The organism is Agrobacterium sp. 22-226-1 (assembly GCF_053522345.1).
This window is the reverse complement of the sequence record NZ_JBNWCP010000030.1, coordinates 1-19374: the sequence shown is the minus strand read 5'-3', so window position 1 is coordinate 19374 and position 19374 is coordinate 1. Positions and strand designations below refer to the sequence as shown.

General features: G+C 57.8%; 24 protein-coding genes. 3 read left to right on the top strand and 21 right to left on the bottom strand.

Annotation, left to right across the window (positions count from 1 at the left end; translation table 11 throughout):
* Positions 1 to 151: 151 nt before the first annotated feature.
* From ACQZ5K_RS26365 to ACQZ5K_RS26350, 4 genes are all read right to left on the bottom strand, one after another.
* Entirely contained in the window at positions 152 to 910 is a 759-nt protein-coding gene (locus ACQZ5K_RS26365) for an alpha/beta fold hydrolase (RefSeq protein WP_448741980.1), read from the bottom strand.
* A gap of 146 nt (positions 911 to 1056) precedes the next feature.
* The gene (locus tag ACQZ5K_RS26360; protein WP_448741979.1) at positions 1057 to 1587 is read right to left on the bottom strand and encodes a VOC family protein; all 531 of its coding nucleotides are present in this window, start codon (positions 1585 to 1587) and stop codon (positions 1057 to 1059) included.
* A 99-nt stretch (positions 1588 to 1686) separates the two neighbouring features.
* The gene (locus ACQZ5K_RS26355) at positions 1687 to 2535 is read right to left on the bottom strand and encodes an alpha/beta fold hydrolase (protein ID WP_448741978.1); all 849 of its coding nucleotides are present in this window, start codon (positions 2533 to 2535) and stop codon (positions 1687 to 1689) included.
* A 49-nt stretch (positions 2536 to 2584) separates the two neighbouring features.
* Complete coding sequence (locus ACQZ5K_RS26350) at positions 2585 to 3409, bottom strand: oxidoreductase (RefSeq protein ID WP_448741977.1); 825 nt, start codon at positions 3407 to 3409, stop codon at positions 2585 to 2587.
* A gap of 109 nt (positions 3410 to 3518) precedes the next feature.
* Here ACQZ5K_RS26350 and ACQZ5K_RS26345 point away from each other — a divergent pair, with 109 nt between their 5' ends.
* Complete coding sequence (locus tag ACQZ5K_RS26345) at positions 3519 to 4382, top strand: LysR family transcriptional regulator (protein WP_448741976.1); 864 nt, start codon at positions 3519 to 3521, stop codon at positions 4380 to 4382.
* A gap of 81 nt (positions 4383 to 4463) precedes the next feature.
* On the opposite strand, the gene ACQZ5K_RS26340 is transcribed toward ACQZ5K_RS26345, so the two are convergent.
* The 7 genes from ACQZ5K_RS26340 to ACQZ5K_RS26310 all read right to left on the bottom strand — a co-directional run bounded on the left by ACQZ5K_RS26340 (position 4464) and on the right by ACQZ5K_RS26310 (position 9706).
* Positions 4464 to 4760, bottom strand: a complete 297-nt coding sequence (locus tag ACQZ5K_RS26340; RefSeq protein ID WP_448741975.1) for a chorismate mutase — start codon at positions 4758 to 4760, stop codon at positions 4464 to 4466.
* A gap of 41 nt (positions 4761 to 4801) precedes the next feature.
* Complete coding sequence (locus ACQZ5K_RS26335; protein ID WP_448741974.1) at positions 4802 to 5386, bottom strand: DUF308 domain-containing protein; 585 nt, start codon at positions 5384 to 5386, stop codon at positions 4802 to 4804.
* A 414-nt stretch (positions 5387 to 5800) separates the two neighbouring features.
* Positions 5801 to 6577: a molybdopterin-binding protein gene (locus ACQZ5K_RS26330; protein WP_448741973.1), complete on the bottom strand. Its 777-nt coding sequence runs from the start codon at positions 6575 to 6577 to the stop codon at positions 5801 to 5803.
* Complete coding sequence (locus tag ACQZ5K_RS26325; protein WP_448741972.1) at positions 6574 to 7428, bottom strand: cytochrome b/b6 domain-containing protein; 855 nt, start codon at positions 7426 to 7428, stop codon at positions 6574 to 6576. The genes ACQZ5K_RS26330 and ACQZ5K_RS26325 overlap by 4 nt, the downstream gene beginning before the upstream one ends.
* A gap of 105 nt (positions 7429 to 7533) precedes the next feature.
* Positions 7534 to 8160: a hypothetical protein gene (locus ACQZ5K_RS26320; protein ID WP_448741971.1), complete on the bottom strand. Its 627-nt coding sequence runs from the start codon at positions 8158 to 8160 to the stop codon at positions 7534 to 7536.
* 69 nt (positions 8161 to 8229) lie between these two features.
* Positions 8230 to 8820 (bottom strand): TetR/AcrR family transcriptional regulator, encoded by a 591-nt coding sequence (locus ACQZ5K_RS26315; RefSeq protein ID WP_448741970.1) that lies wholly within the window; start codon positions 8818 to 8820, stop codon positions 8230 to 8232.
* 58 nt (positions 8821 to 8878) lie between these two features.
* Positions 8879 to 9706, bottom strand: coding sequence for an oxidoreductase (locus ACQZ5K_RS26310; RefSeq protein WP_448741969.1), 828 nt, complete (start codon positions 9704 to 9706; stop codon positions 8879 to 8881).
* 93 nt (positions 9707 to 9799) lie between these two features.
* Between ACQZ5K_RS26310 and ACQZ5K_RS26305 the strand changes: the two genes are divergently transcribed.
* Entirely contained in the window at positions 9800 to 10711 is a 912-nt protein-coding gene (locus ACQZ5K_RS26305) for an AraC family transcriptional regulator N-terminal domain-containing protein (RefSeq protein WP_448741968.1), read from the top strand.
* A gap of 52 nt (positions 10712 to 10763) precedes the next feature.
* Here the strand turns inward: ACQZ5K_RS26305 and ACQZ5K_RS26300 are convergent, their stop codons facing one another.
* From ACQZ5K_RS26300 to ACQZ5K_RS26280, 5 genes are all read right to left on the bottom strand, one after another.
* Entirely contained in the window at positions 10764 to 11453 is a 690-nt protein-coding gene (locus ACQZ5K_RS26300; RefSeq protein WP_448741967.1) for an aspartate/glutamate racemase family protein, read from the bottom strand.
* A 256-nt stretch (positions 11454 to 11709) separates the two neighbouring features.
* A complete protein-coding gene (locus ACQZ5K_RS26295; protein WP_448741966.1) occupies positions 11710 to 12465 on the bottom strand; it encodes an SDR family oxidoreductase in 756 nt (251 codons plus the stop codon).
* A 350-nt stretch (positions 12466 to 12815) separates the two neighbouring features.
* Entirely contained in the window at positions 12816 to 13427 is a 612-nt protein-coding gene (locus tag ACQZ5K_RS26290) for a TetR/AcrR family transcriptional regulator (RefSeq protein WP_448741965.1), read from the bottom strand.
* A gap of 483 nt (positions 13428 to 13910) precedes the next feature.
* Complete coding sequence (locus ACQZ5K_RS26285; protein ID WP_448741964.1) at positions 13911 to 14570, bottom strand: NrsF family protein; 660 nt, start codon at positions 14568 to 14570, stop codon at positions 13911 to 13913.
* On the bottom strand, positions 14563 to 15135 hold the full coding sequence (locus tag ACQZ5K_RS26280; protein WP_448741963.1) for a sigma-70 family RNA polymerase sigma factor: 573 nt from the start codon (positions 15133 to 15135) through the stop codon (positions 14563 to 14565). Before ACQZ5K_RS26280 ends, ACQZ5K_RS26285 begins: the two co-directional genes overlap by 8 nt.
* Before the next feature lie 160 nt (positions 15136 to 15295).
* On the opposite strand from ACQZ5K_RS26280, the gene ACQZ5K_RS26275 reads away from it, so the two are divergent.
* A complete protein-coding gene (locus ACQZ5K_RS26275) occupies positions 15296 to 16081 on the top strand; it encodes an alpha/beta hydrolase (protein WP_448741962.1) in 786 nt (261 codons plus the stop codon).
* A gap of 173 nt (positions 16082 to 16254) precedes the next feature.
* Here ACQZ5K_RS26275 and ACQZ5K_RS26270 read toward each other — a convergent pair whose 3' ends face one another.
* From ACQZ5K_RS26270 to ACQZ5K_RS26250, 5 genes are all read right to left on the bottom strand, one after another.
* Entirely contained in the window at positions 16255 to 16467 is a 213-nt protein-coding gene (locus tag ACQZ5K_RS26270) for a hypothetical protein (RefSeq protein ID WP_448741982.1), read from the bottom strand.
* A gap of 72 nt (positions 16468 to 16539) precedes the next feature.
* Positions 16540 to 17889 (bottom strand): Dyp-type peroxidase, encoded by a 1350-nt coding sequence (locus tag ACQZ5K_RS26265; RefSeq protein ID WP_448741961.1) that lies wholly within the window; start codon positions 17887 to 17889, stop codon positions 16540 to 16542.
* Positions 17890 to 17893: 4 nt separating this feature from the next.
* Positions 17894 to 18412: a hypothetical protein gene (locus ACQZ5K_RS26260; protein WP_448741960.1), complete on the bottom strand. Its 519-nt coding sequence runs from the start codon at positions 18410 to 18412 to the stop codon at positions 17894 to 17896.
* Complete coding sequence (locus tag ACQZ5K_RS26255) at positions 18405 to 18827, bottom strand: nuclear transport factor 2 family protein (RefSeq protein WP_448741959.1); 423 nt, start codon at positions 18825 to 18827, stop codon at positions 18405 to 18407. The genes ACQZ5K_RS26260 and ACQZ5K_RS26255 overlap by 8 nt, the downstream gene beginning before the upstream one ends.
* A complete protein-coding gene (locus tag ACQZ5K_RS26250; RefSeq protein WP_448741981.1) occupies positions 18808 to 19341 on the bottom strand; it encodes a catalase in 534 nt (177 codons plus the stop codon). The genes ACQZ5K_RS26255 and ACQZ5K_RS26250 overlap by 20 nt, the downstream gene beginning before the upstream one ends.
* Positions 19342 to 19374: the final 33 nt, after the last annotated feature.

Here is a 19374-nt window from a genome sequence, read left to right as displayed (position 1 = left end):
AAACAGGAACTTGACCTCTACACCAGACCCGAAACATATCTAAAAGGCGGGTCAAATCTCGGTGGAAATACCGGGTCAGTTCTCAGTGGAAATCAACACACAGCCAGCAAGTTCATAGAGGTAGGCGCCTTATACAGAATGCGTTTGACGGCTATTTGGCAGCTTTGGCTGCCTCCTCGATAACCTTTGCGACTGCAGCAGCCTGAGAGATGTAGATAGCGTGGCCGCCCTCGACCTCTGTAACCGTAGAACCGGCACGCTTGTACATCCAGCGTTCCAGGTCAGGGTTTATTATCATATCGTCCTTCGCGACAATTGCGTAGCTCGGCTTCTCGTGCCAGGCGGCAACTGTAACCTGCGCATTGGTAGCGGCGACGGCGACAGGCATCTGGGACCGGGCCATGAACTCGGCTTGATCCTTGGGCAAATCTCCCCCGAAATCCGAGGCGAACTTTGCCCGTTGGACAAGCAGGAAGCCATCCTTGGACGGTTTGATATCGTTGGTGGGTGACGGCATTGCCTGGAGCAATTGTGCGGTGCTTTCGCCCTTTTCAGGCAGCAGCGCAGCGACATAAACAAGTGCCTTGACCTTGGGATCATCACCTGCTGTCGTGATGATCGTGCCCCCGTAGCTGTGACCGACGAGAACGACGTCTCCGTCCTGCTGATCAAGCACGCGTCTGGTGGCTGCGACGTCTTGTTCCAGACTTGTCAGCGGCTGCTGGACGATACTGACATTATAGCCGTCGCGGGTCAGTACGTCATAAACACCACGCCAGCCAGAACCATCCACGAGCGCGCCGTGGACGAGCACGATGTTGCGCACGCCCGCCAAGACTGGGGTTGCCCCTGCAGCAGAAAACAAGAACGCGGCTGCGAGGCCTATGGCTGCTTTGCCAGAAATGGACATTGTCGGTACTTCCTTGAATTGTGTGTTTCGAATGACCGAGGCTTCGATGATCGCGTCATGGACTCCGCATCTGTCGGCGCCGCCGCGACCTCGACAGAGCTTTGACCTTGGAGAGGCCTCGGAGGACCGTTACTGAAGGCTCACGATCAATCCTCGTCCTGCCATCTGCGCAGAGGCGTTTGGTCGTGATAGCCCATGCGATCAGGGGTGGTGATGAACTCAATCGTCGTGCCCCATGGCATGCGGCAGTAACATACCTTGTTTCCTGGACCTTTTTCGGTTGCGTAGGGAATAGCGCGCGGCGCGGTAAGCGCGGTGCCTCCGGCCTTTTCGAAGCGCGCGACCGAGGCGTCGATGTCGTCGGTGTAGACTCCGAAGTGCGTGATGCCGAAGTCGCTCGGCCTGACCGGCTGAGCTTGTTCGGGGCCGTGCATTTCGAAGAGTTCAATGTCAGGTCCGGTCCCGATCTTGACCATCGCCTGCGCGCGGACGAGCGTTCCGGGGAAAGCGCCGGTGGCCCGCTCGAATTCGGGTCCTTGCCGCGGCGGATCCTGTGGTCCGAAGGACTGATAAATAACCTGGCCGCCGAAAGCTTCTACCAGGAACGATTTTGCAACTTCGATGTCAGGTACCGTAATGCCAATATGATTGACGCCGCGAATGACGGATGAGGTCATGACAGTCTTCCTTTCTTGTCAGATAAATTGAGCGCGATCGGGCGCAACTCTCTCGCAATACCGAGTTTCGCCCGGCTCAGGGCGGACGGCCGCAGGTTCTTAATTTGCCTTGAGAAAATCGATCAGAGCTGCCGCAACTTCATCCGGCCGCTCGTCCGCGACATAGTGGCTGCACCGCGCAATCGAGCCGCCTTCCACAGAGTTGGCAAACTCTTTAAGCATGGGGACCATATGCGCACCGAAGCGCTTCTCCCCGCCGAGACCCAATACCGGTATCTCAAGCGGTTGCTTCTTGTACTCGAGCGCGGCCGCATGATCGGCAGCAAGGGTGCGATACCACTCCATGCCGCCGCGAGTGCGGCCAGGAAGGGCCATCGCTTTCGCGTAGACATCGATGTCCGCCGGATTGAAGGTGCTGTGATCGTAGAACCGCTCCGCCATGAAGGACGAAACATAATCATATTCACGGCCGTAAATCAGGCGCTCTGGCAGATCCCGGTTCATATGGAAGCTGAAGTGCCAAATTTTTGAAGTCGTTGCCTCCCACTGCGTCCAGCCAGGAAGGGGAACGTCGAGGACGGCCAGATGGGTAACGGCCTCCCGATAAATGGCGGCCTGCGGTAATGCCACCATTCCGCCAATATCATGGCCGCACACGGCGTAGCGTTCATGCCCAAGGGCAACCATGACCTCGTGCGCATCACGCGCCATCGTCGCCTTGTCATACCCGTCAAGCGGGCAGTCGGAGAAACCCGCGCCGCGCAGGTCAATGGCCACCACACTGAAATGCTCGGCCAGCAGCGGCATAACAAGGTGCCATTCCCACCATGTTTCCGGCCATCCGTGAAGCAGAAGGATCGGCGGACCGAAGCCTCCCGTGACGGCGTTGATCCTGATACCGTTTACCGGCATCAATTGCTGGGTAAACCCTTCCAAAGTTGGAATCATGACTATTTCCAGTCGATGTTGACGTTGAAACTGAGCTGGCGACCAGCGCTTAGGAATGATCGAAGTCGGTGGCGATCGAGATGTGCTGCCAGGCGTCGATATCACTTCGAAACGAGGCCAGCTTTCGCTGGGCGATCGAATGCGCGGCCGGGCCGAGCGGGAGGTGAAGCGGTGCTTTATCGGCATCGACCGCCTGCAGGATTACCGCAACTGCCTTGTCGGGGTCGCCCGCCTGATTGCCATTGTTCGTTTCGCGATAATGCTTGCGGGAACTTGCGGCGTATTCCGGCATCTCCCTGGCCACCATCGTGATCGAGCGACCAAGGAAATCCGTGCGAAAAGGCCCGGGCTCGACGATCACCACACGCACCCCGAACGGCTTCAGTTCGCCGGCGAGGGCTTCGGAAATCCCTTCCACTGCAAATTTCGCGGCATTGTAATATCCCGCCCCGCCGCTGCCCGCGATCCCTGCGCCAGATGACATGTTCACAATCGTTCCCCCCGAACGTCTCAGGACCGGCAGAGCCGCTCTGGTGGTTTCAATCAGACCGAAGACATTCACCTCGAACATCGGCCGATATTCTTCGGGCGTGCCCTCCTCGATTGCGCCGAACAGTCCGTAGCCGGCATTGTTCACGAGGACGTCAAAGCTGCCAAATGTCTCGACCGCCTTTGCGACTGCGGTCCTGGCTGCCGCTGCATCCGTCACGTCGAGCGGCAATGTGGTCATGCGACCGCCGAAAGGCTGAGCCATGTCTTCGATCGTTTTGAGATCGCGGGCCGTCGCGACAACCTGATCGCCCCGCTGCGCCGCAGCGAGTGCGAGCCGTTGTCCGAAGCCGCTTGAGCAGCCTGTGATGAGCCAGGTTTTCATGACGTTTTCTCCGCTTGTTTTCAGAAGATGACTTGAATCTAGAGGTTTATATTTGTACTTGAAGTGACATTATTGTTTTCCCGGCGTTCATTTTTGTAAGGGTATGGCTGTGGAATGGAGCGACGTAAAAATTTTCCTTGCTATTGCGCGATCCGGCACGCTCGGCGGCGCTGCGCGTGTCCTTCATACAAGCCATCCGACGGTGGGCAGGCGGCTGCGCGCGCTTGAGGAGGCGATTGGCCAGACACTCTTCCAGCGGACCGCGGATGGTCTCGTGCTGACCGAGGAGGGCCATGCGGTCATCGCGCTGGCAGAGCAGATGGAAGAGGGCGCGTTGGCCATGGAGCGCCGGCTTGCGGGGCAGGAGCAAAACCTCAAGGGCAATCTGCGCATCTCATCAGCAGACTGGTTCGGGGCCTATGTCCTGCCTCCCATCCTGGCAGATTTCTCGAAAGACTATCCTAATGTAGACGTCGAGATCCTGACCGGCACTCGCCTGTTCAACCTCGCCCAACGGGAGGCAGACGTCGCCTTTCGTATCGTTCCGTTCAACAATGCCGATGTAATTCAGCGGCGGCTCTTCAGGCTCGAATACGGCGTCTATATCGCCGACGAGTCGCCTGACCCCGAATATGGCGACGGGACCGGCTTCCGGCTCATAACCCACGATACTTCGACCGGGCAGTTCCCCGACATCGCCTGGCTCGTCGCGAGTTTCCCGAACGCGAGACCAGTGCTGCGATCAAACAACCGCAACGTCCAGGGGCGAATGTGCAAGCAGGGCGTAGGGATCGCCGTCCTGCCCCGCGTGGTGGGCAACCAGATTCCAGGCATCCGCAGACTGGAACTGCCCAAGCCCCCGCCGGCGCGAGACATCTGGATGGGATATCACCGGGACCTGCGACGTCTTCAGCGCCTCCGTGCGTTCATTTCGACCGTCTCGGATCATCTCGCGAATGCGCCCGCATGGTAAGCCACTCGAAGAAGATCTGGTTCTCCCTGCCGACCGACGTCGTTTAAATCGCTGCGATGGGAGACAGACCAGACAGACACCTCACTTGTTGGCCGCAATCTCCCTGTGCCGCTCCACCACAGCACCTACTATCATTCTCATCAGCCCTTCGACAAAGTGCTGGTTCAGTCCGACATCATTGGCGATACTTCTCAGTCGATCCAATTGGCGATGCTCTCGCTCATCATCGATCGCCGGCAGCGCCTGTTTGGCTTTCAAGTGGCCGACCTGCTCGGTACAACGAAAGCGTTCGGCCAGAATGTAGAGAAGGGCTGAATCCAGATTGTCGATGGTCCTCCGGTAGGAAGCAAGTTGCTCTGTCGAATCATGCGTCATCATTTGAACCCCTTCCAGGCGGTTTCATTGGCACGAGGTAGAGCTTATGAGACAGGATGCGCTGTGCGACGCGACAGGGCGATTGTCAGCCATATTGCCGAAACCAGAAAGTAGAATGCCCCGACACCAGCGTACGCCGCGATCGTGGAGATAGAAGGCTCCTGCGGCATTTGCGCTTGAAAGATGAAGAGCGCGCCAGCCACAGCGGATTGTCCGCCACTCAAAATCATTGCCCACTGACCGCCACTCGTCTTCCAGCGCCGCACGGCAGCCCCGAGCTGCAACAAACCTGAAAAGATCGCCCATAGACCAAAAGCGCCGAGAACCCGGTTCATGTTCATTGTCACCGCCAGGATCACGGCAAGGGTCATGACAGAGCTCGCCGCGACGTTGATCGCCTGGCTCCTGTTGGTGGACAGGCCGCCGCTCCTGACCGCATCGACAACATTCGCAAGTGCATCCCAAGCGGGATAGATGATCAGCAGTGCGGCAGCCACCGCAAAGGAATGCCGTCCGGCAGTCAGTGCGGCCGCAACCCACAGCACTGAGAAGGCCGCTCTGGTAAAGTAGTACTGCTTGAGCCAAAGCTCGTTGCCGCGCGGGAAACGGGAGTTCTGGTTGTTTGGCATTGTTTTCTTCCACTTTCTGATTGGTTGATGAGGTTACGCGCGCGAGTTCTGTCAGAAGAAGCCGACACGCTTGCCAAATGGAGTATTCTCGTCAAACTCATGTCGACCGGCCCGGTCACTCTCGCCGGAGAGTTTCCCGACTGACTCCCGGGAACTCTCGAGGTCCTGTGAGCTGTCGTGAGACGGAAGTTTGCCCCACCCCTGTGAGCACCTTTCAGGCGTATACGCTTCCCGTATGTATTACAGATCGCCTGCTGTCGCGGGGCGACCCGTCGGCCGTCAGGATCGGAGAGGATCGAACCGGTTTGATTGATCTCGACCTGTCGCGAAGGCGCGGTGGCTGAAACCGGCATAACTTTTTGAACTTTGCGTCTGTTCATGGAGTGCCATCTCCTGCTTCGCAATTTGACGGCCCTAGATGCCAGCGTACCATTCGTAGCCCCGATCTTCCCAATAGCCACCATTTCCGCCCCACAGGCCGGCGAAGCTGTCGACCAGTTCAATGCGCATGAGGTACTTGGCCTGTTTGTAGCCCAGCTGCCGCTCGACCCTGAGACGTAGGGGCGCCCCGTGACCCACGCTGAGGTCCTGGCCATTCATCTGGTAGGCGAGGATGGTTTGCGGATGAACCGCGTCGATGAGATCAATGCTCTCGTAATACCGACCGCTTCCATCGAGCGTCTTTTCCAGCTCGTCGGCACAATGCAAGACGACATAGCGCGCCGTTTTCTTGACTCCGGCCAGGCGCAACACGTGGGAGAGCGGAACGCCTGTCCATTTGCCGATCGCACTCCAGCCCTCGACGCAGTCATGGCGGGTGATCTGGGTGCGGGAAGGAAGCGCCTTCAGATCGGTCAGCGAAAACGCCTGAGGCCGATCAACGAGACCGTCGATCTTCAGTCGCCAGTTTGCAAAATTGCCCTCCAACAGTTCCGCATATTCCTCGCTGTCGGGAGCACTCGTTCCATTGACACGGAAGTCAGGCGAAATGTCCTTTTCGTCGAACTCACGTGCCAGCGCATCGCGCCCCTGAAGCAGTCTCTGAGCCTTCATGGTCAGATGTTCGGCGGAACGAAGGACATTGGCGACATCAGCGTTCTGGTCCAGCAGATCACAGCCTGACAGGGTCAGAGCACTGCCGCCAAGCGTGCCGCCGATGAGAAAGCGGCGTCGGGTGAAAAGCTTGCTCATGATTGCGGGCCTTTTTCCTGGATCGCATAGCGTCCGGTGATCATCGAGCGGATGTTGTTCCAGGTTCCGGAGAGTACGACCATCGCCACATGGACGATGACGAAGATGACCAGCGCCAACGCTGTGATAAAATGGATCGTGCGCGCGGATTGACGTCCGCCGAAGAGATCGACGAGGGCGGGGAAAGCGGCGTCAACCCCGGGTGACATGGTGAGACCCGTCAGAACCATCAGAGGCAGCAGAATGACGACGACCGCCAGATAGGTCAGCTTTTGAAGCGCATTGTAACGTTTGGCGTCCTCCCCTTCCGGAAAACGTAGCCGCGCGTGATCGAGGATTTCGCGGCCAAGGTGGCGCGGCGAAAGCTCATGGGGCTTTGGCGCCAGATCTTTGCGGAAATGTCCGCTGAACAGGCTGAAGCCGAGATAGACAATGCCGTTGATCACAAACAACCAGGCGAAGAAGAAATGCCAGCGACGTCCGGCCGCGAGATCCTGGAATGAAGGGATGGTCGCCCAGGAAGGAAAAGCGCGTGCCGTTTGGGCGCCATCAACCTGAGAAACGCCAAGAACGCCCGTCGTGGGGATCTCCAACCCTGCGATACGTACGAAACCACGCGATTGACCGCCGTCGTCCTCGGAGCCGATCGTCAGCACCGCAGGATCGCCGTTCGCCCCGTACTGCCCCCAATAAAGCTCCGGGTGGGCATTGAAGATTTGCAGACCGCTCAAGAGAAGGAAGCTCAGGCAGAGCACGTTCAGCCAATGCGTCAGCCGGGTCGCGACGGAATGGCGGCGGATGAAGACCGTTCGAAGGTGTTGAAAATTGTCATTTGAGGCGTTTTCGGTCATCTAATCGTCTCTCGTCTGTGACATTCCACGGTTGCAGGTCAAGCAGCATCAATGCGCAGTTGGCTGGCCGGAGCAGGCGGCTGCTCCGGCCAGTGACGGCGGGGTTCACATGGGAGGAACCACACCATTCTTGCCGACGACCACCTGATGGGCGACGGGCCCGGTCGCAGCTTTTTCGGCAGTGATGAAGACAATGGCGCCAGGAACGAGATCGTCCCTGGTTGCGCCAGCGATGGTCACGACGGGCGTCCCGTCCGGAATGGCGATCTTCTTTTCCTTGCCGTGATAGGTCACGGTGACGGTCCGGCCATCAACGCCCTTGACCGCATCGGCAACCGTCGCATTGGTCATGCTGCTTTCGGGCTTCAAATCCCAGCCGTAGCTGCCTTCGCCCGTACCCTTCATCGCCGGCGGGAAGATCAGGACCTCAAGCGCGCCATCGCCACCGCCTTCCTTCGGCAGGGATGCGATGCCGACAAAGTCGCCCGGCTTGATGTCGGTGACCTTGGCTTCTGCGACGCCCGCGACCTTCCAGTCGTCGGCAAGTGCGACATCGACCGTTCCACCCTCGCGGGTCTTTACCTTGAGCGTGGAGCCTGCAAAGGCGACGATGCTGCCGCGCACGTGGATCGGTGCGGCCTTCTTGTCGTCTGCATGAGCGGGTGGTGCAATTGTTGATGCGGAAAGGATGGCCGTCAGGCTCAAGGCCAGGACCGGGAGCATGTTTTTCATTTCTTTCTTCCTACTAGTTGGTAGTTTGACGGGACGCGGTTTTACCTGGGCAGCGTGACTGCCGCAGGATTAGTGAGAGACGGTGGGCGTGAGACGATCGAGAGCAGGTGCGAGTATCATCGGGAACACCTCCGGTTTCCCGTAGGCTCTCGCCGAGAGCATTGCCCCGTAGACCGTCGCCAGGAATGTCTCAGCCTCGACATGAGGATCGCTTGTGAGGTTCAGAGCGCCTTGCCGGAAGCCACGCTCCATCACCCTCGTCAGCCAGGAAGAGATGAAACGAAAGAATGCCGTGACCTCCTTTGCGACCTCCGGCGGAAGACATGGGAGTTCACTGGCAAGCATTGCACACACACAATAGGGTCTGCTTGCATCCTCGATGCATTTTGCCCAATGGTTGGCATAGACCTTGAGGATGTCCAGTGCGTCCGGAACGTTCTGCTCAAGGGTGGCTACAGTTGCCTCGCCATCTTCACGATAACGCTTGACCAGTTCACGCACCAGATCGGCCTTACTGGGAAAATGATGGTGAATGCTGGCCTTTCGGATACCGACTACCTCCGAGATATCGGCGTAGCTAAAGCCGTTGTAGCCGCCGCTCATGATGAGGTTTCGGGCGGAAGCGAGGATGTCGTCGGAGGTGGTTGAAAGATTGCTCATGGGAGTTGTCTACCTTCTAGTAGGCAGAACGTCAAGCAGAAAATCGGGGAGATGGATGTCAGCCGTCCGTGGAGACTGTTACATCTTTCCAGGCTTCGATTTCCTGTTGCAGCCGCTCGGTTCGCGCCGTCACCTGCTTCAGGGCATCACTGCCGAGGAGAAGTTGCGGCGGAGGGTTGTCGGATCCGATGAGTGTCAGCACGGCGGCAGCGAGCTTTTGGGGGTTACCGAGCTGATTGCCACTCCCTGCCTGACGCGCCTTGCGGATCGGATCAAACAAGCTGTCATAATCTGCGACGGAACGTTCCGTGCGGACCATGGAGCGACCTGCCCAGTCCGTCCGAAATGAGCCGGGACAAAGGGTTGTCACGTGAACACCAAACGGCGCCATTTCCGAACGCATGACCTCGGAAATGCCCTGGAGCGCAAACTTGCTTCCGCAGTAATAGGCGATGCCGGGCATCGTGATCATGCCGCCCATTGACGTGATATTGACGATAAAGCCGCCGCGGCGCTCCCGGAACCCCGGAAGAAACGCCTTGGCTACTGCGACGGCGCCAAACACATTCACGTCGAACTGACGGCGCATCTCCTCGATCGGCGACTCCTCGAGTACGCCCTCGTGCCCGTATCCTGCGTTGTTTATCAGAACATTCACTGGACCGTGTTCTTCCTCCGCTTGCTGAACCACAACCGGAATTCGGTCGAAATCGGTAACGTCGCAAAGGACCGGATGGAGCGCCGGCAGGTTCCTTGACAACACTTCACGAGAGGCTTCAGATCGGATCGTCCCGATAACCTTGTGACCAGCTTGGATTGCGGCAGCGGCGATGGCCAGCCCAAAGCCCGAGTTCGATCCCGTGATGAAGAAAGTCTTTGGCGACATTTTTGAAACTCCTTGATTAACCCTCGACGTGACAGATAATCTGGACGTTAAGCCAATTCGATTGCCGATCCTCTCATCTTATTGTCAAATCCTATGAAATTCGAGAAACCGTCCTCCGCACATGATCAACTTGTCGCCCTGGCCGGACGCCTCGCTCCTCGTCTCGGCTACAATCAGACCGCGCTCGGTTACGTGCGCATCCTGCGGACGGAAGCGGTGCTGAATGACATTCCGGTTCTTTACAAGCCGGGGGCCGTGTTCGTCTTGCAGGGGAGCAAACATGGCATGCTGGACAGCCAAATCCACCTCTACGATGAGGACCACTATCTTGCCGTTTCGGTCCCCGTTCCCTTCCGGATGACGTCTACCGCCAGTCCACAGCACCCCCTGCTTGCCATCTATCTGGAGTTCGATATGCAGATGGCAGCCGAGATCGCCATGCAGGTCGAAAAGCTTGCCGGCCCCGCAAGCGCCCGGCCTAGAGGGCTCTTCTCGAGCATAATGGATAGTAGCATCGAAGACGTCCTGCTGCGCTTGCTGGTGGCTCTCGGCAGCCCGGTCGAGGTCGCCGTGCTTGGAAGCTCTATTCTGCGTGAACTGCATTACCGGATCATATCAGGGCCGCAAGGCGCCGCAGTGATCGCGGCTCTCCAACGGAAAGGAACGTCGGGAAAGCTGGTCGAGAGCGTGGTGTGGCTGCGGGATAACTACGGTTCTGAAATCGCGGTTGCGGACCTTGCCAGAGCGGTGGGCATGAGCGTTCCGTCCTATCATGCACATTTCAAGGAGCTGACCGGCTCCAGTCCCATGCAATATGTGAAAGCCATGCGCCTCCATGAAGCTAGACTGATGATCGCCCGCCAGACTGGAACAATTGCGGAGGTGGCGGCGTCAGTTGGCTATGTTAGCCCGGCGCAATTCAGTCGCGATTTCAGACGGCATTTCGGGCGTACCGCGTCGGAAGAAGTAAAGTGGGTCCAACATCACCTCGGCGAACAGGTTTGACCATTGCCCCGCATCGTTCTCGCGATCGGTCGACCGTCAAAGACGCAGTATGTCATCGTAAAGCAGCTTGAAGGGCGGCTTCACAATGAATGAGGGTCGTGTCGAAGACGGGTACGCCCACATTATCCTGGTTCAAAAGCATCCCTACCTCGGTACAACCAAGGACAAGACAGTCGCAGCCCTTATCAATGAGCCGCTGCGCAATCCGTTCATAGGTCAAGCGGCTCTCCTCGCGAACGATGTCGCGGCACAGCTCATTATAGATAATACGATGGGTTTCCGCTCGATCATCAGCTTCAGGAATCGTTGGCGACAGTCCCTGAGCGATGAGGCGGTCGGTATAGAAGGCCTGTTCCATAGTGAAGGCAGTTGCCATCAAACCCGGCCTCCGGAAACCGCTGCCCATTATAGCTGACGCAGTTGCGTCCGCTATGTGGAGAAATGGCACCGACACGCCCTCCACGATCCTGTCAGCGATCTTGTGCATCGTATTTGTTGCGAGGACCAGCAGGTCCGCACCTCCGCGTTGCAACGAGACAGCATGTTTGTTGAGGATGTGACCCGCCGTATCCCAATCGGAGGATGCCTGCAATTTTTCGATTTCATCGAAGTCGACAGATCTTATCAAAAGCTCGGGGGAATGAAGTCCGCCCAGGGTCTCCCTGGTAAGCCTGCACAGTTCCCGGTAATAAATCTGGGTCGAGGTCGCGGACATTCCGCCAAGTATGCCAATCGTCTTCAAAGTTTTCTCCATTTTCTTACAATGGGTCTGTTACCGCTTGACGGGCGCCCGAGCGGAAATCGGGTCCGCCCATATTGGCTACGCCCGTACGATTAAAACATCAGGGAAAACCACCAACTGCGTGGGAGAAAGCACCGATGATCACCGCCGTCAGGCCGCCACGTTTAGGCATATCCGGCCGCGGGGGGGGGGGGAACTCCGCAGCCTGTGCTCACGATGGGCCCATAACAGGCGTGGGGCACCAAGGCCCACCGCCTCAGGCACTGATGCCGCCGTCCACGAGAATGCCTGAACCGGTAATATAGGCGGCACCAGGACCGGCGAGGAAGGCGACTGCCTCTGCGACTTCCCTGGTCTTGCCGTATCGGGCAATCGACAGGCTCGGCAGGATAGCAGGTGCGAGAGCGCCATCGGCAGGATTCATGTCGGTGTCGATCGGGCCTGGCCGAACCAGATTGACGGTAATTTCCCGAGAGCCCAGTTCACGCGCGAGACCGCGCGTGAAGCTTTCCAGCGCAGACTTGGTCGCTGCATAGACCGCAATCCCCGCAAACGGAACAGCCAGGCCCGCATTGCTACCGGTACTGATGATACGACCTCCGTTGGGGATGTATTTCAGCGCGGCCTGGGTTATCAGAAACACGCCACGAACGTTGACATTCAGTTGCAAGTCAATCTCCTCAAGCGGCTGCGTGGCGAAATCACTCGCGAAAAGGACGCCAGCATTATTGACCAGAATGTCAAGTCCGCCGAGGTGAGCGACGGTCTGCTCGACAGTGGCCTTTGCGGCTTCTGTGCTTGCGGCATCGGCACGAATGGCGATCGCTTTGCGACCCATGGCGCGGATCTCTGCAACCAGATCTTCCGCTTTCTCGGCAGACTTCTCATAGGTGATCGCAACGTTTGCGCCATCTTCGGCCAGCTTCAGCGCGATGGCCGCACCAATGCCGCGCGCCGCGCCCGTGACGAGCGCGCTCTTGTCTGCGAGAGGAAGCGGGGGGATGTTGTTCATGGCCGTATACCTCTAAATGTTTGTGTTTCGCCCGCAGGTTCACGCCGCCGCCGCACGAGCGGCTGACGGAACCCCGCAACAACCCTGCTTATGGACGTGGCGGCTTGGTCGATACCAGGCTGACGGAAAGCCATCCCGCAATGAGAAGACAGATTGCAACCGCTGCAACGCTGCATGCCCGGCCAGTGAATTGAACGTCTGTGGCCGATCCCAAATTCGAGAAGAACAATCCACCAGCGCGGATCAGGTTTATCATCAGGGTTGCTTGTAAGTCTCATGTATGTCTCCACCTCGACCTGGGAGCGCCCCGTAAAAGAAATTTTTTGGAACCTTTCGGTTCCAAATTGGGGTCAGCCAAGCGCTTTTAGCGTCAGGTCGACCATGGCCCTTGTCTCCTCGCGATCCGCTCCTGCCTTGGCAAGGACCCTCATGCCCTGGATCTGGCACACGAGTAACCTTGCGAGCGTTCGTTCATCCAGACCGGGATCGATTTCGCCCAATGCTTGAGCTCTTATGATTGCCGCTTTGTAAAGGTCCTGCAGCCGCCGAAACAGGTGGGAAATACGAGGTGCTACCTCTTTGTCCTCTGGAAGCATCTCGACGGCTGCAAACACGACAAAGCAACCACGCATTCCTTCCATACCCGATGCCTGATCCACCTGCTGCAGAAATGCATCGCGAATGGCGGCTTTGGGCGATGGGTTTGAATGCAGCGTTTCACCGACCGAGCGAATGGCGTCCTCGATGTAAGCGTCGAGGGCGCGCAGATACACGCCACGCTTGTCTACAAATGCCTTATAGAAACTGCCTCTGGAAAGCCCCATGCCTTCGAGAAGATCGGGAAGAGATGCATCGTGATATCCCCGGCTCCAAAACACGTGCATAGCTTTGCGAACTGCTTCATCGAGTTCAAATTCGCGAGGGCGTCCAACGGACGCGGATGTCTGATTGCGCTTCACCATAGCAATAATTTGGAACCATTCAGTTTAAAATGCAAGTGGCATTTCAGGATTGTTCCACCAGGCACTCAACATCCACTGTCGCCGGATTCGGTGAGATCAACCTTGGGCGAAAGCAAGACAAGTCTGCCGGGCATTGGCAAGCCCTCATCCCTCGCCCGCAGCATGGCAGCCACCAGGTTGCCGCCTGCCGATCTACCCTCTGGAGACGGCTTCTCATACCGCGCATTGACAGGGTCCCGTCCTCGTCCACGAGCCGCGACAGTGCCGCTCGCGCTTCTGCGCTTATGGAATACGGCGCCTGAATTCTCCGTGACGGGATAGTTGCGCAGCGTAGGGAATTGCTCGTTCTTGCCCCCTCGGGCACCGTACCAGCCTATGGTGATTTGCACGCGACATTACATCTCGGTAGATTGACGCCGGTGGAAGCACCCTGCCAGTCGGCTGCGTCCCGATGACGTACAGGGAACGTGGCACCTGTTGCCGCTACCACCTCAACACTCTGGGACCGGCCGCTGCACCCAGTGCAGTCACAAATGCGATTGCGATCGAATACCACACTGCCACAAAGGCAGCCCCATCGTTAAGGCAGGCGATCGTATAGGCGAGACCACCGACAGAACCTGCAAGCAGACCTGCGACAGCGCCTGCTCGCGACAGCCGCGTTGGCGTTCCAACGCGCATTGCAGCAAGTATGGCTGCCAGCGCCGGAATGGAAGCCATGATGATGATACCCGCACAGTTTGGCACCGAGTAGGTGTGAACTCCCAGCAACGGAAAGCCGCTCCGATCGAGTAGAGCGCCGGAAAGCAGGAACACAAGGCCCGGACCAAGACACAGCATAGCGCGTAGCGCCCGGCCCGGTCGTACCACCGTCCTGGCAAGCTGAAACGCGCCAGCTGCAACAAGGACCATGCCGATGGCTTTGAACTGGAACGTCCATGTCGGCAATATCTGTATGAGATCGGAGCGCGCTCCGGCGATCAGCAGAACCACGCCGATCGCCGCAAGGATCGAAACGACCAGGGCAGCAGGAAGGACGGTGGACAGACCTGGTGCTTCAGAGGACTCTTTTCCCGCCTGCGTTGCCAATTCCCTGATCAGGTCGTCCGTTGTCCGGCCTATCGGCCTTCGGTTGTCATTCATGGTCGGAGCCTTTTCTCTGCGCGGCAGCCATCAGTTTCTTCAAGGAACGATGGAAGGCTACCCGCACCGCTCCTGTGCTTGATCCAAGGCGTGCGGCCGCCTCGTCGGTAGAAGCGCCCTCAAGACCAATGGCGCGGACGGCAGCCTGTTCGCCACGGGGCAAGGCAGAAATCAGTTTCTCGACATCTGCCGCGTTGCGTTCCGGATCGAACGCCTCTGAAGAGAACATGCAAGCCCATTCCTCCTCGGTCAGATCGATGCGTGCGCGTGCGTCCCGGCCCATGCGCCGACTTGCATCAATGATCTTGTAGCGCGTTATTGCGTTCAGCCAGGGGAGAAGGGCTCTTTGCATATCCCATTGATGGCGACGGGAATGCACGGCGATAAGCACGTCCTGCACAACATCCTCTGCCTCTGCAAGACTGAAGTGCATGCGCCGCAAATGCGTTTCAACGATCCGCCGCACGGAAGCTGCAAAATCGCGGAGAAAGGCCTCATAGGCAGCACCATCTCCCCTGCGTTCGGCTCGCATCGCTTTCGCCCATTTATCTTCCCGTGTTTCCATGCATCATAACTTCGTTTAGCTGAAACCTGTTGTTACGTGGCATTTCGAAAAATAGTCCGATTTTGCCCAGCAATCACATAACCGTGAAGATGTAAGATCCAGGAAGTGGCACCGAAAGACTCCTTCGAAGCATGTGCTTCATCACGAAAAGGAGTCCGAGATGATCATGAACAGGCGCACATTTTCAACTGCATTGCTTGCCGGCGCGGCGGCATCGCTGGTTTCGACGAAGGGCATGGCTGCCACAGCGGTTGCCCGTCCGCAAAAGGCACGCAACATCGTCTTCGTGCACGGGCTTTTCGCCGATGGCTCCTGCTGGAGCGACGTAATATCAAGGCTGCAGCCCAAGGGCCTAAATATGACATCGGTCCAGAACCCACTGACCATCCTTCCCGAGTCGGTTGCCGCTGCCGAGCGGGTGCTTGCAAGACAGGATGGCCCCACCGTCCTGGTCGGGCACTCATTCGGCGGAATGATCGTAACTCAGGCCGGCGTCCATCCTAACGTGTCAGCTGTCGTGTATATCGCCGCGCGCGCACCTGACGCCAATGAGGACTTCGCCGCATTGGCCAAGACCTACCCTACACCTCCCGCATCTGCCGGTATCGTCTTCGACGGCGAGGAAGGTCGGCTGGGCGAGAAGGCGTTTCTGGAGGACTTTGCCGGCGACATCCCGAGGGCCCGCGCGCAGGTGCTTTACGCGACGCAGTATCCTTTCCAGAAGGCACTGCTCTCAGGCAAGGTCACGGAAGCCGCATGGCGCCAAAAGCCAAGCTATTATGCGGTGTCGAGCGAGGACCGCACGATCAATCCGGACCTGCAGCGGTTCCTGGCCAAACGCATGGGCGCAAAAACAATCGAGTTGAAAGCGAGCCATCTGTCGCTGATCTCGCGCCCGGATGATGTCGCCGCACTTGTCCTGGAAGCAGCGGGCCAGAATGCCTGATACAATCAGCGAATAGCTAAACGTTCTGCCGCCGCTGCGCGATCTCGTCCTTAACAGCCGGACTGCAGAGTCCAGCCACCTCTTTGCAGGGCAGGCGGTTTCCAAGCAAATGGCGAGCGGAGCAATCCGGAGGAGACGACAGCCAGGAGTACACGTGTCGTTCTTCCTCCGAATTACTTTCCGATAAATAGATTGTTGCCAGAGGGCCCAACTTCATCTCTAAGAGCCTGACCGAAAAAGAGTTGAGTGAAATCAGTTATTTGTGTTTCTGTTTGTTTGCTTGCCCCCAGCACTCGACCCGGGTGTCGGATCAGGCTGTCCTCGTCGACTGGTATGTCGACAAGCTCCCGGCGACCTTGATCTTTGAGAAGCTTGCGCTTTGTCATTGCCCGACTCCATGTCTGACCAAATCGGCGCTGGACTGCTCTTGTTCTGACCCCATTAGGAAGATGGTCAAATCAGATTCTCGAGGCAGATTCCCCGACATATTGCTCCATAATCCAGCGAAGCGCTTTGATACCAGGCAGGAAGGCGTGTTCTCCTCCACGCGTCGCGGTAAAGGCCGGAATCCCCTGCACTCGTTTTCGCACTGGTTTCGCCGGATACTGATAATCGTCGGCTATATCCCTCCGTCCAACGATAGGATCTGTTCTGATGCCTTGGGCTATGAAATCGCCGTCATTTACCCATTGAGCCTGAACAAATTCAAACTGTCTGCCAGGGTTGGCATTAATAATGGCCAGCATGATTCCACGGTCTGCCCCGTCGTCGAACATCACATTCTCCGGAAGCGGCGGACCGAATGCAAACCCTCGGCGCAGCACCCGATGCAGTCGGATGTTCGTCAATGAGTCCTTCAGTGCATCACGTGGATTAACCCGGCGAATATGGCTGCCGACTGGAGTGTTTCTGCCTTCGTCGTCAACCTCATAGTAGGAAAACGCGTTGTTGCGAGAGCTCTCCAGAGCCAAAACGGGATCATCCTTGTCCGGGGACAAGGCAAGAGGTGCGCCGCTTCGCCAGCGACCCATCATCTTTGCTGCAAGCAGTTCGGCTCCTTCCGTCGTTCCACCACCCGCACCGTGCAGGAACCGCCGAAACGCGGCGACGTCTTGCCGAATTTTTCGGATCGCGACGAAGGTTCCATTGCGCCATAAAGCCTGCGGAGCATCGAGCGACGCGACCACTCCGAGTTCATTTTCGTAGCCGAGTACGAATTCGCCAGGCTTCAATACATCCTGCCCCGGCAAAGGACTACCGCCCTGTCCTTCTATGAAGGGATGGCTAATTCCGTCGGCATATCCGAAATGCTCCCGGAGCGTCGGCGGAACGCCGACATCCAGCCGATAGATGAGTTCGACACCCGGGATCCCTTCCAGCGCCCCGTGACCGATGGCGATTTTGGCATCCCTGAGTTCGAGACTTCCGGCCATGACCAGGAGCCCGATGTCAAATCCATTGCCGCCATGGGGCAAGTCCCAATGTTCGGGCGCATTGATGCCGACGTCGCCCAGATAGCCGCTACGTGCCGCCATCCCCTGCCGGAACTCTTTAGGAAAGCCTTCCAGAGGCTGGTCCCCGACCAGTTTTCGCAGGCCGGCATATGAGAACACGATGTTTATCCACGCATTCTCTGCTGGCGCATTCCAGTCGGCAGCAGACGTGATATGCGGAACCAGGCGCTCCAACAGAACCCTGGCTGCCGAAGCATCATGTACCGCGAACATCAGGTAGCTGCCGAAATAGGGCATCGGGCGGCTGCGAAGAACCGTCCCCTGAATGTCGGGAAGATCGAGCGCCGAAGACATCAGCTTAGCTGGCCGCGTCGAGAAGATCGCTGACCGCTTTCGAGAGCTTCTCCATCTTCCTGATATCCCTCACGGTTGAATTCGGCGCGCCCACATAGAAGAACTCGGCAGGATGCATTAGGCTCTTTACCCACTCTCCTGCCTCTGGACTGGTCATACCGGGATATCCTTCGAGAACATCGGTCGCAAAGAAATCAAGCCAGTGATGCGCCTGGGTACTGATATCGATCAGATAGGGCTCGAAGTCGCCGTCATAGACCAGTGAAAGGAGAAATCGGGTATCATTGTCAAACAGGAGGATGCGGAAGTCCTGGACGGTGCCTACACGATCCTCCCAGTACCCCGCCTCGGCCTGGAACCGGGGCAGCCGTTCGCGGAACAGTGCCGCGCCGCCTGGCAGCACATTTCCAATCATGGTCAATTCTCCACGCTTGCCAATGCGTTTTCCCGGACCATCCGGCTGGTTCGTGACGGTCTGGGCCATGGCAAGGCGAGCTTCCAGAGGGGCGATGGTGTCACTCATGATTGGTCTCCGTTATTTGCGTGTATCGTTGAAGATGCTCTTGAAAAAGCTGGTCATCGACGTATTCGCGCTGCTCCACGACGCGACCATCGCGCCACGTGCAGATTGCGCTGAAGGTGACTTCAAACGCGGGGGCCTTCCCATCAGTTATTTCTGACAGGACTGCGATCGAGCAGGTCTTGTGACCATCCGCGCTTAGAAAGAAATCCAGATATTGCTCCTGAACGCGACTTGCAGGATAGGCTGCGCAGAAGCGCTGAGCTCGAAGAACATGCTCCTGCTTGCCGTGGGATTCGAGTGCGCCTGATCTCCACGCGACAAGATCGTCGTCGAGCAATGCGGCATAATCAGACCATTGCCTTCTGTTCCAGGCGGTATCGAGTGCGCGCATATGCTCAAGGTTTCGCCGTCCCATCCGTTCCTCCTTCGGCTTGAGATCTACTGGCCTGCCAGCCCCCGCTCCGTTGCGCGGCCGATGCCTCGTAGACGCCGCGCCGGATCTGGAGAATCGGATCGTCCGTTGCCTCGATTCCATCGACGAGCATGGTTGGATCGTGGTTCATGAGGCGATCGCCGATCTCTTCTTCAGTGGTCGTCGCTATCACGGACAGACGCCCGATGCGAACGCGCTCCCGATCTTCCGGCCAGAGTGCGGTCGCATCATTCAAGGGGTCTCCGGGGCGGCCGATTTCCAACTCCAGTTCGAACTCAACGGGAGAGGTCTTCAAACGATCGTCGAGCTCCCGAAACAGGACGTCGGCACTCTGATGGGTGAGTATCTCGGGATCCTGTCCCTTGACGCCATCGACCGGTATCCAATGGCACCGCACGTGGCTCAGGTCTCCGGCAGCGTTCAGGTATCGGAATGTTGATTTGCACTGAGAAGTGACCCGGCATTTGCGCCGAGAACTGACCCGCCTCTTAGGTATGTTTCGGGTCGGTGGTGGTGGTCAAGTTCCTAC

Bases quoted from the DNA above. Each gene is read 5' to 3' on its own strand.
- ACQZ5K_RS26365 (WP_448741980.1), bottom strand. From the start codon at position 910: ATGTCCATTTCTGGCAAAGCAGCCATAGGCCTCGCAGCCGCGTTCTTG.
- ACQZ5K_RS26360 (WP_448741979.1), bottom strand. From the start codon at position 1,587: ATGACCTCATCCGTCATTCGCGGCGTCAATCATATTGGCATTACGGTA.
- ACQZ5K_RS26355 (WP_448741978.1), bottom strand. From the start codon at position 2,535: ATGATTCCAACTTTGGAAGGGTTTACCCAGCAATTGATGCCGGTAAAC.
- ACQZ5K_RS26350 (WP_448741977.1), bottom strand. From the start codon at position 3,409: ATGAAAACCTGGCTCATCACAGGCTGCTCAAGCGGCTTCGGACAACGG.
- ACQZ5K_RS26340 (WP_448741975.1), bottom strand. From the start codon at position 4,760: ATGATGACGCATGATTCGACAGAGCAACTTGCTTCCTACCGGAGGACC.
- ACQZ5K_RS26335 (WP_448741974.1), bottom strand. From the start codon at position 5,386: ATGCCAAACAACCAGAACTCCCGTTTCCCGCGCGGCAACGAGCTTTGG.
- ACQZ5K_RS26330 (WP_448741973.1), bottom strand. From the start codon at position 6,577: ATGAGCAAGCTTTTCACCCGACGCCGCTTTCTCATCGGCGGCACGCTT.
- ACQZ5K_RS26325 (WP_448741972.1), bottom strand. From the start codon at position 7,428: ATGACCGAAAACGCCTCAAATGACAATTTTCAACACCTTCGAACGGTC.
- ACQZ5K_RS26320 (WP_448741971.1), bottom strand. From the start codon at position 8,160: ATGAAAAACATGCTCCCGGTCCTGGCCTTGAGCCTGACGGCCATCCTT.
- ACQZ5K_RS26315 (WP_448741970.1), bottom strand. From the start codon at position 8,820: ATGAGCAATCTTTCAACCACCTCCGACGACATCCTCGCTTCCGCCCGA.
- ACQZ5K_RS26310 (WP_448741969.1), bottom strand. From the start codon at position 9,706: ATGTCGCCAAAGACTTTCTTCATCACGGGATCGAACTCGGGCTTTGGG.
- ACQZ5K_RS26305 (WP_448741968.1), top strand. From the start codon at position 9,800: ATGAAATTCGAGAAACCGTCCTCCGCACATGATCAACTTGTCGCCCTG.
- ACQZ5K_RS26295 (WP_448741966.1), bottom strand. From the start codon at position 12,465: ATGAACAACATCCCCCCGCTTCCTCTCGCAGACAAGAGCGCGCTCGTC.
- ACQZ5K_RS26290 (WP_448741965.1), bottom strand. From the start codon at position 13,427: ATGGTGAAGCGCAATCAGACATCCGCGTCCGTTGGACGCCCTCGCGAA.
- ACQZ5K_RS26285 (WP_448741964.1), bottom strand. From the start codon at position 14,570: ATGAATGACAACCGAAGGCCGATAGGCCGGACAACGGACGACCTGATC.
- ACQZ5K_RS26280 (WP_448741963.1), bottom strand. From the start codon at position 15,135: ATGGAAACACGGGAAGATAAATGGGCGAAAGCGATGCGAGCCGAACGC.
- ACQZ5K_RS26275 (WP_448741962.1), top strand. From the start codon at position 15,296: ATGATCATGAACAGGCGCACATTTTCAACTGCATTGCTTGCCGGCGCG.
- ACQZ5K_RS26270 (WP_448741982.1), bottom strand. From the start codon at position 16,467: ATGACAAAGCGCAAGCTTCTCAAAGATCAAGGTCGCCGGGAGCTTGTC.
- ACQZ5K_RS26265 (WP_448741961.1), bottom strand. From the start codon at position 17,889: ATGTCTTCGGCGCTCGATCTTCCCGACATTCAGGGGACGGTTCTTCGC.
- ACQZ5K_RS26260 (WP_448741960.1), bottom strand. From the start codon at position 18,412: ATGAGTGACACCATCGCCCCTCTGGAAGCTCGCCTTGCCATGGCCCAG.
- ACQZ5K_RS26255 (WP_448741959.1), bottom strand. From the start codon at position 18,827: ATGGGACGGCGAAACCTTGAGCATATGCGCGCACTCGATACCGCCTGG.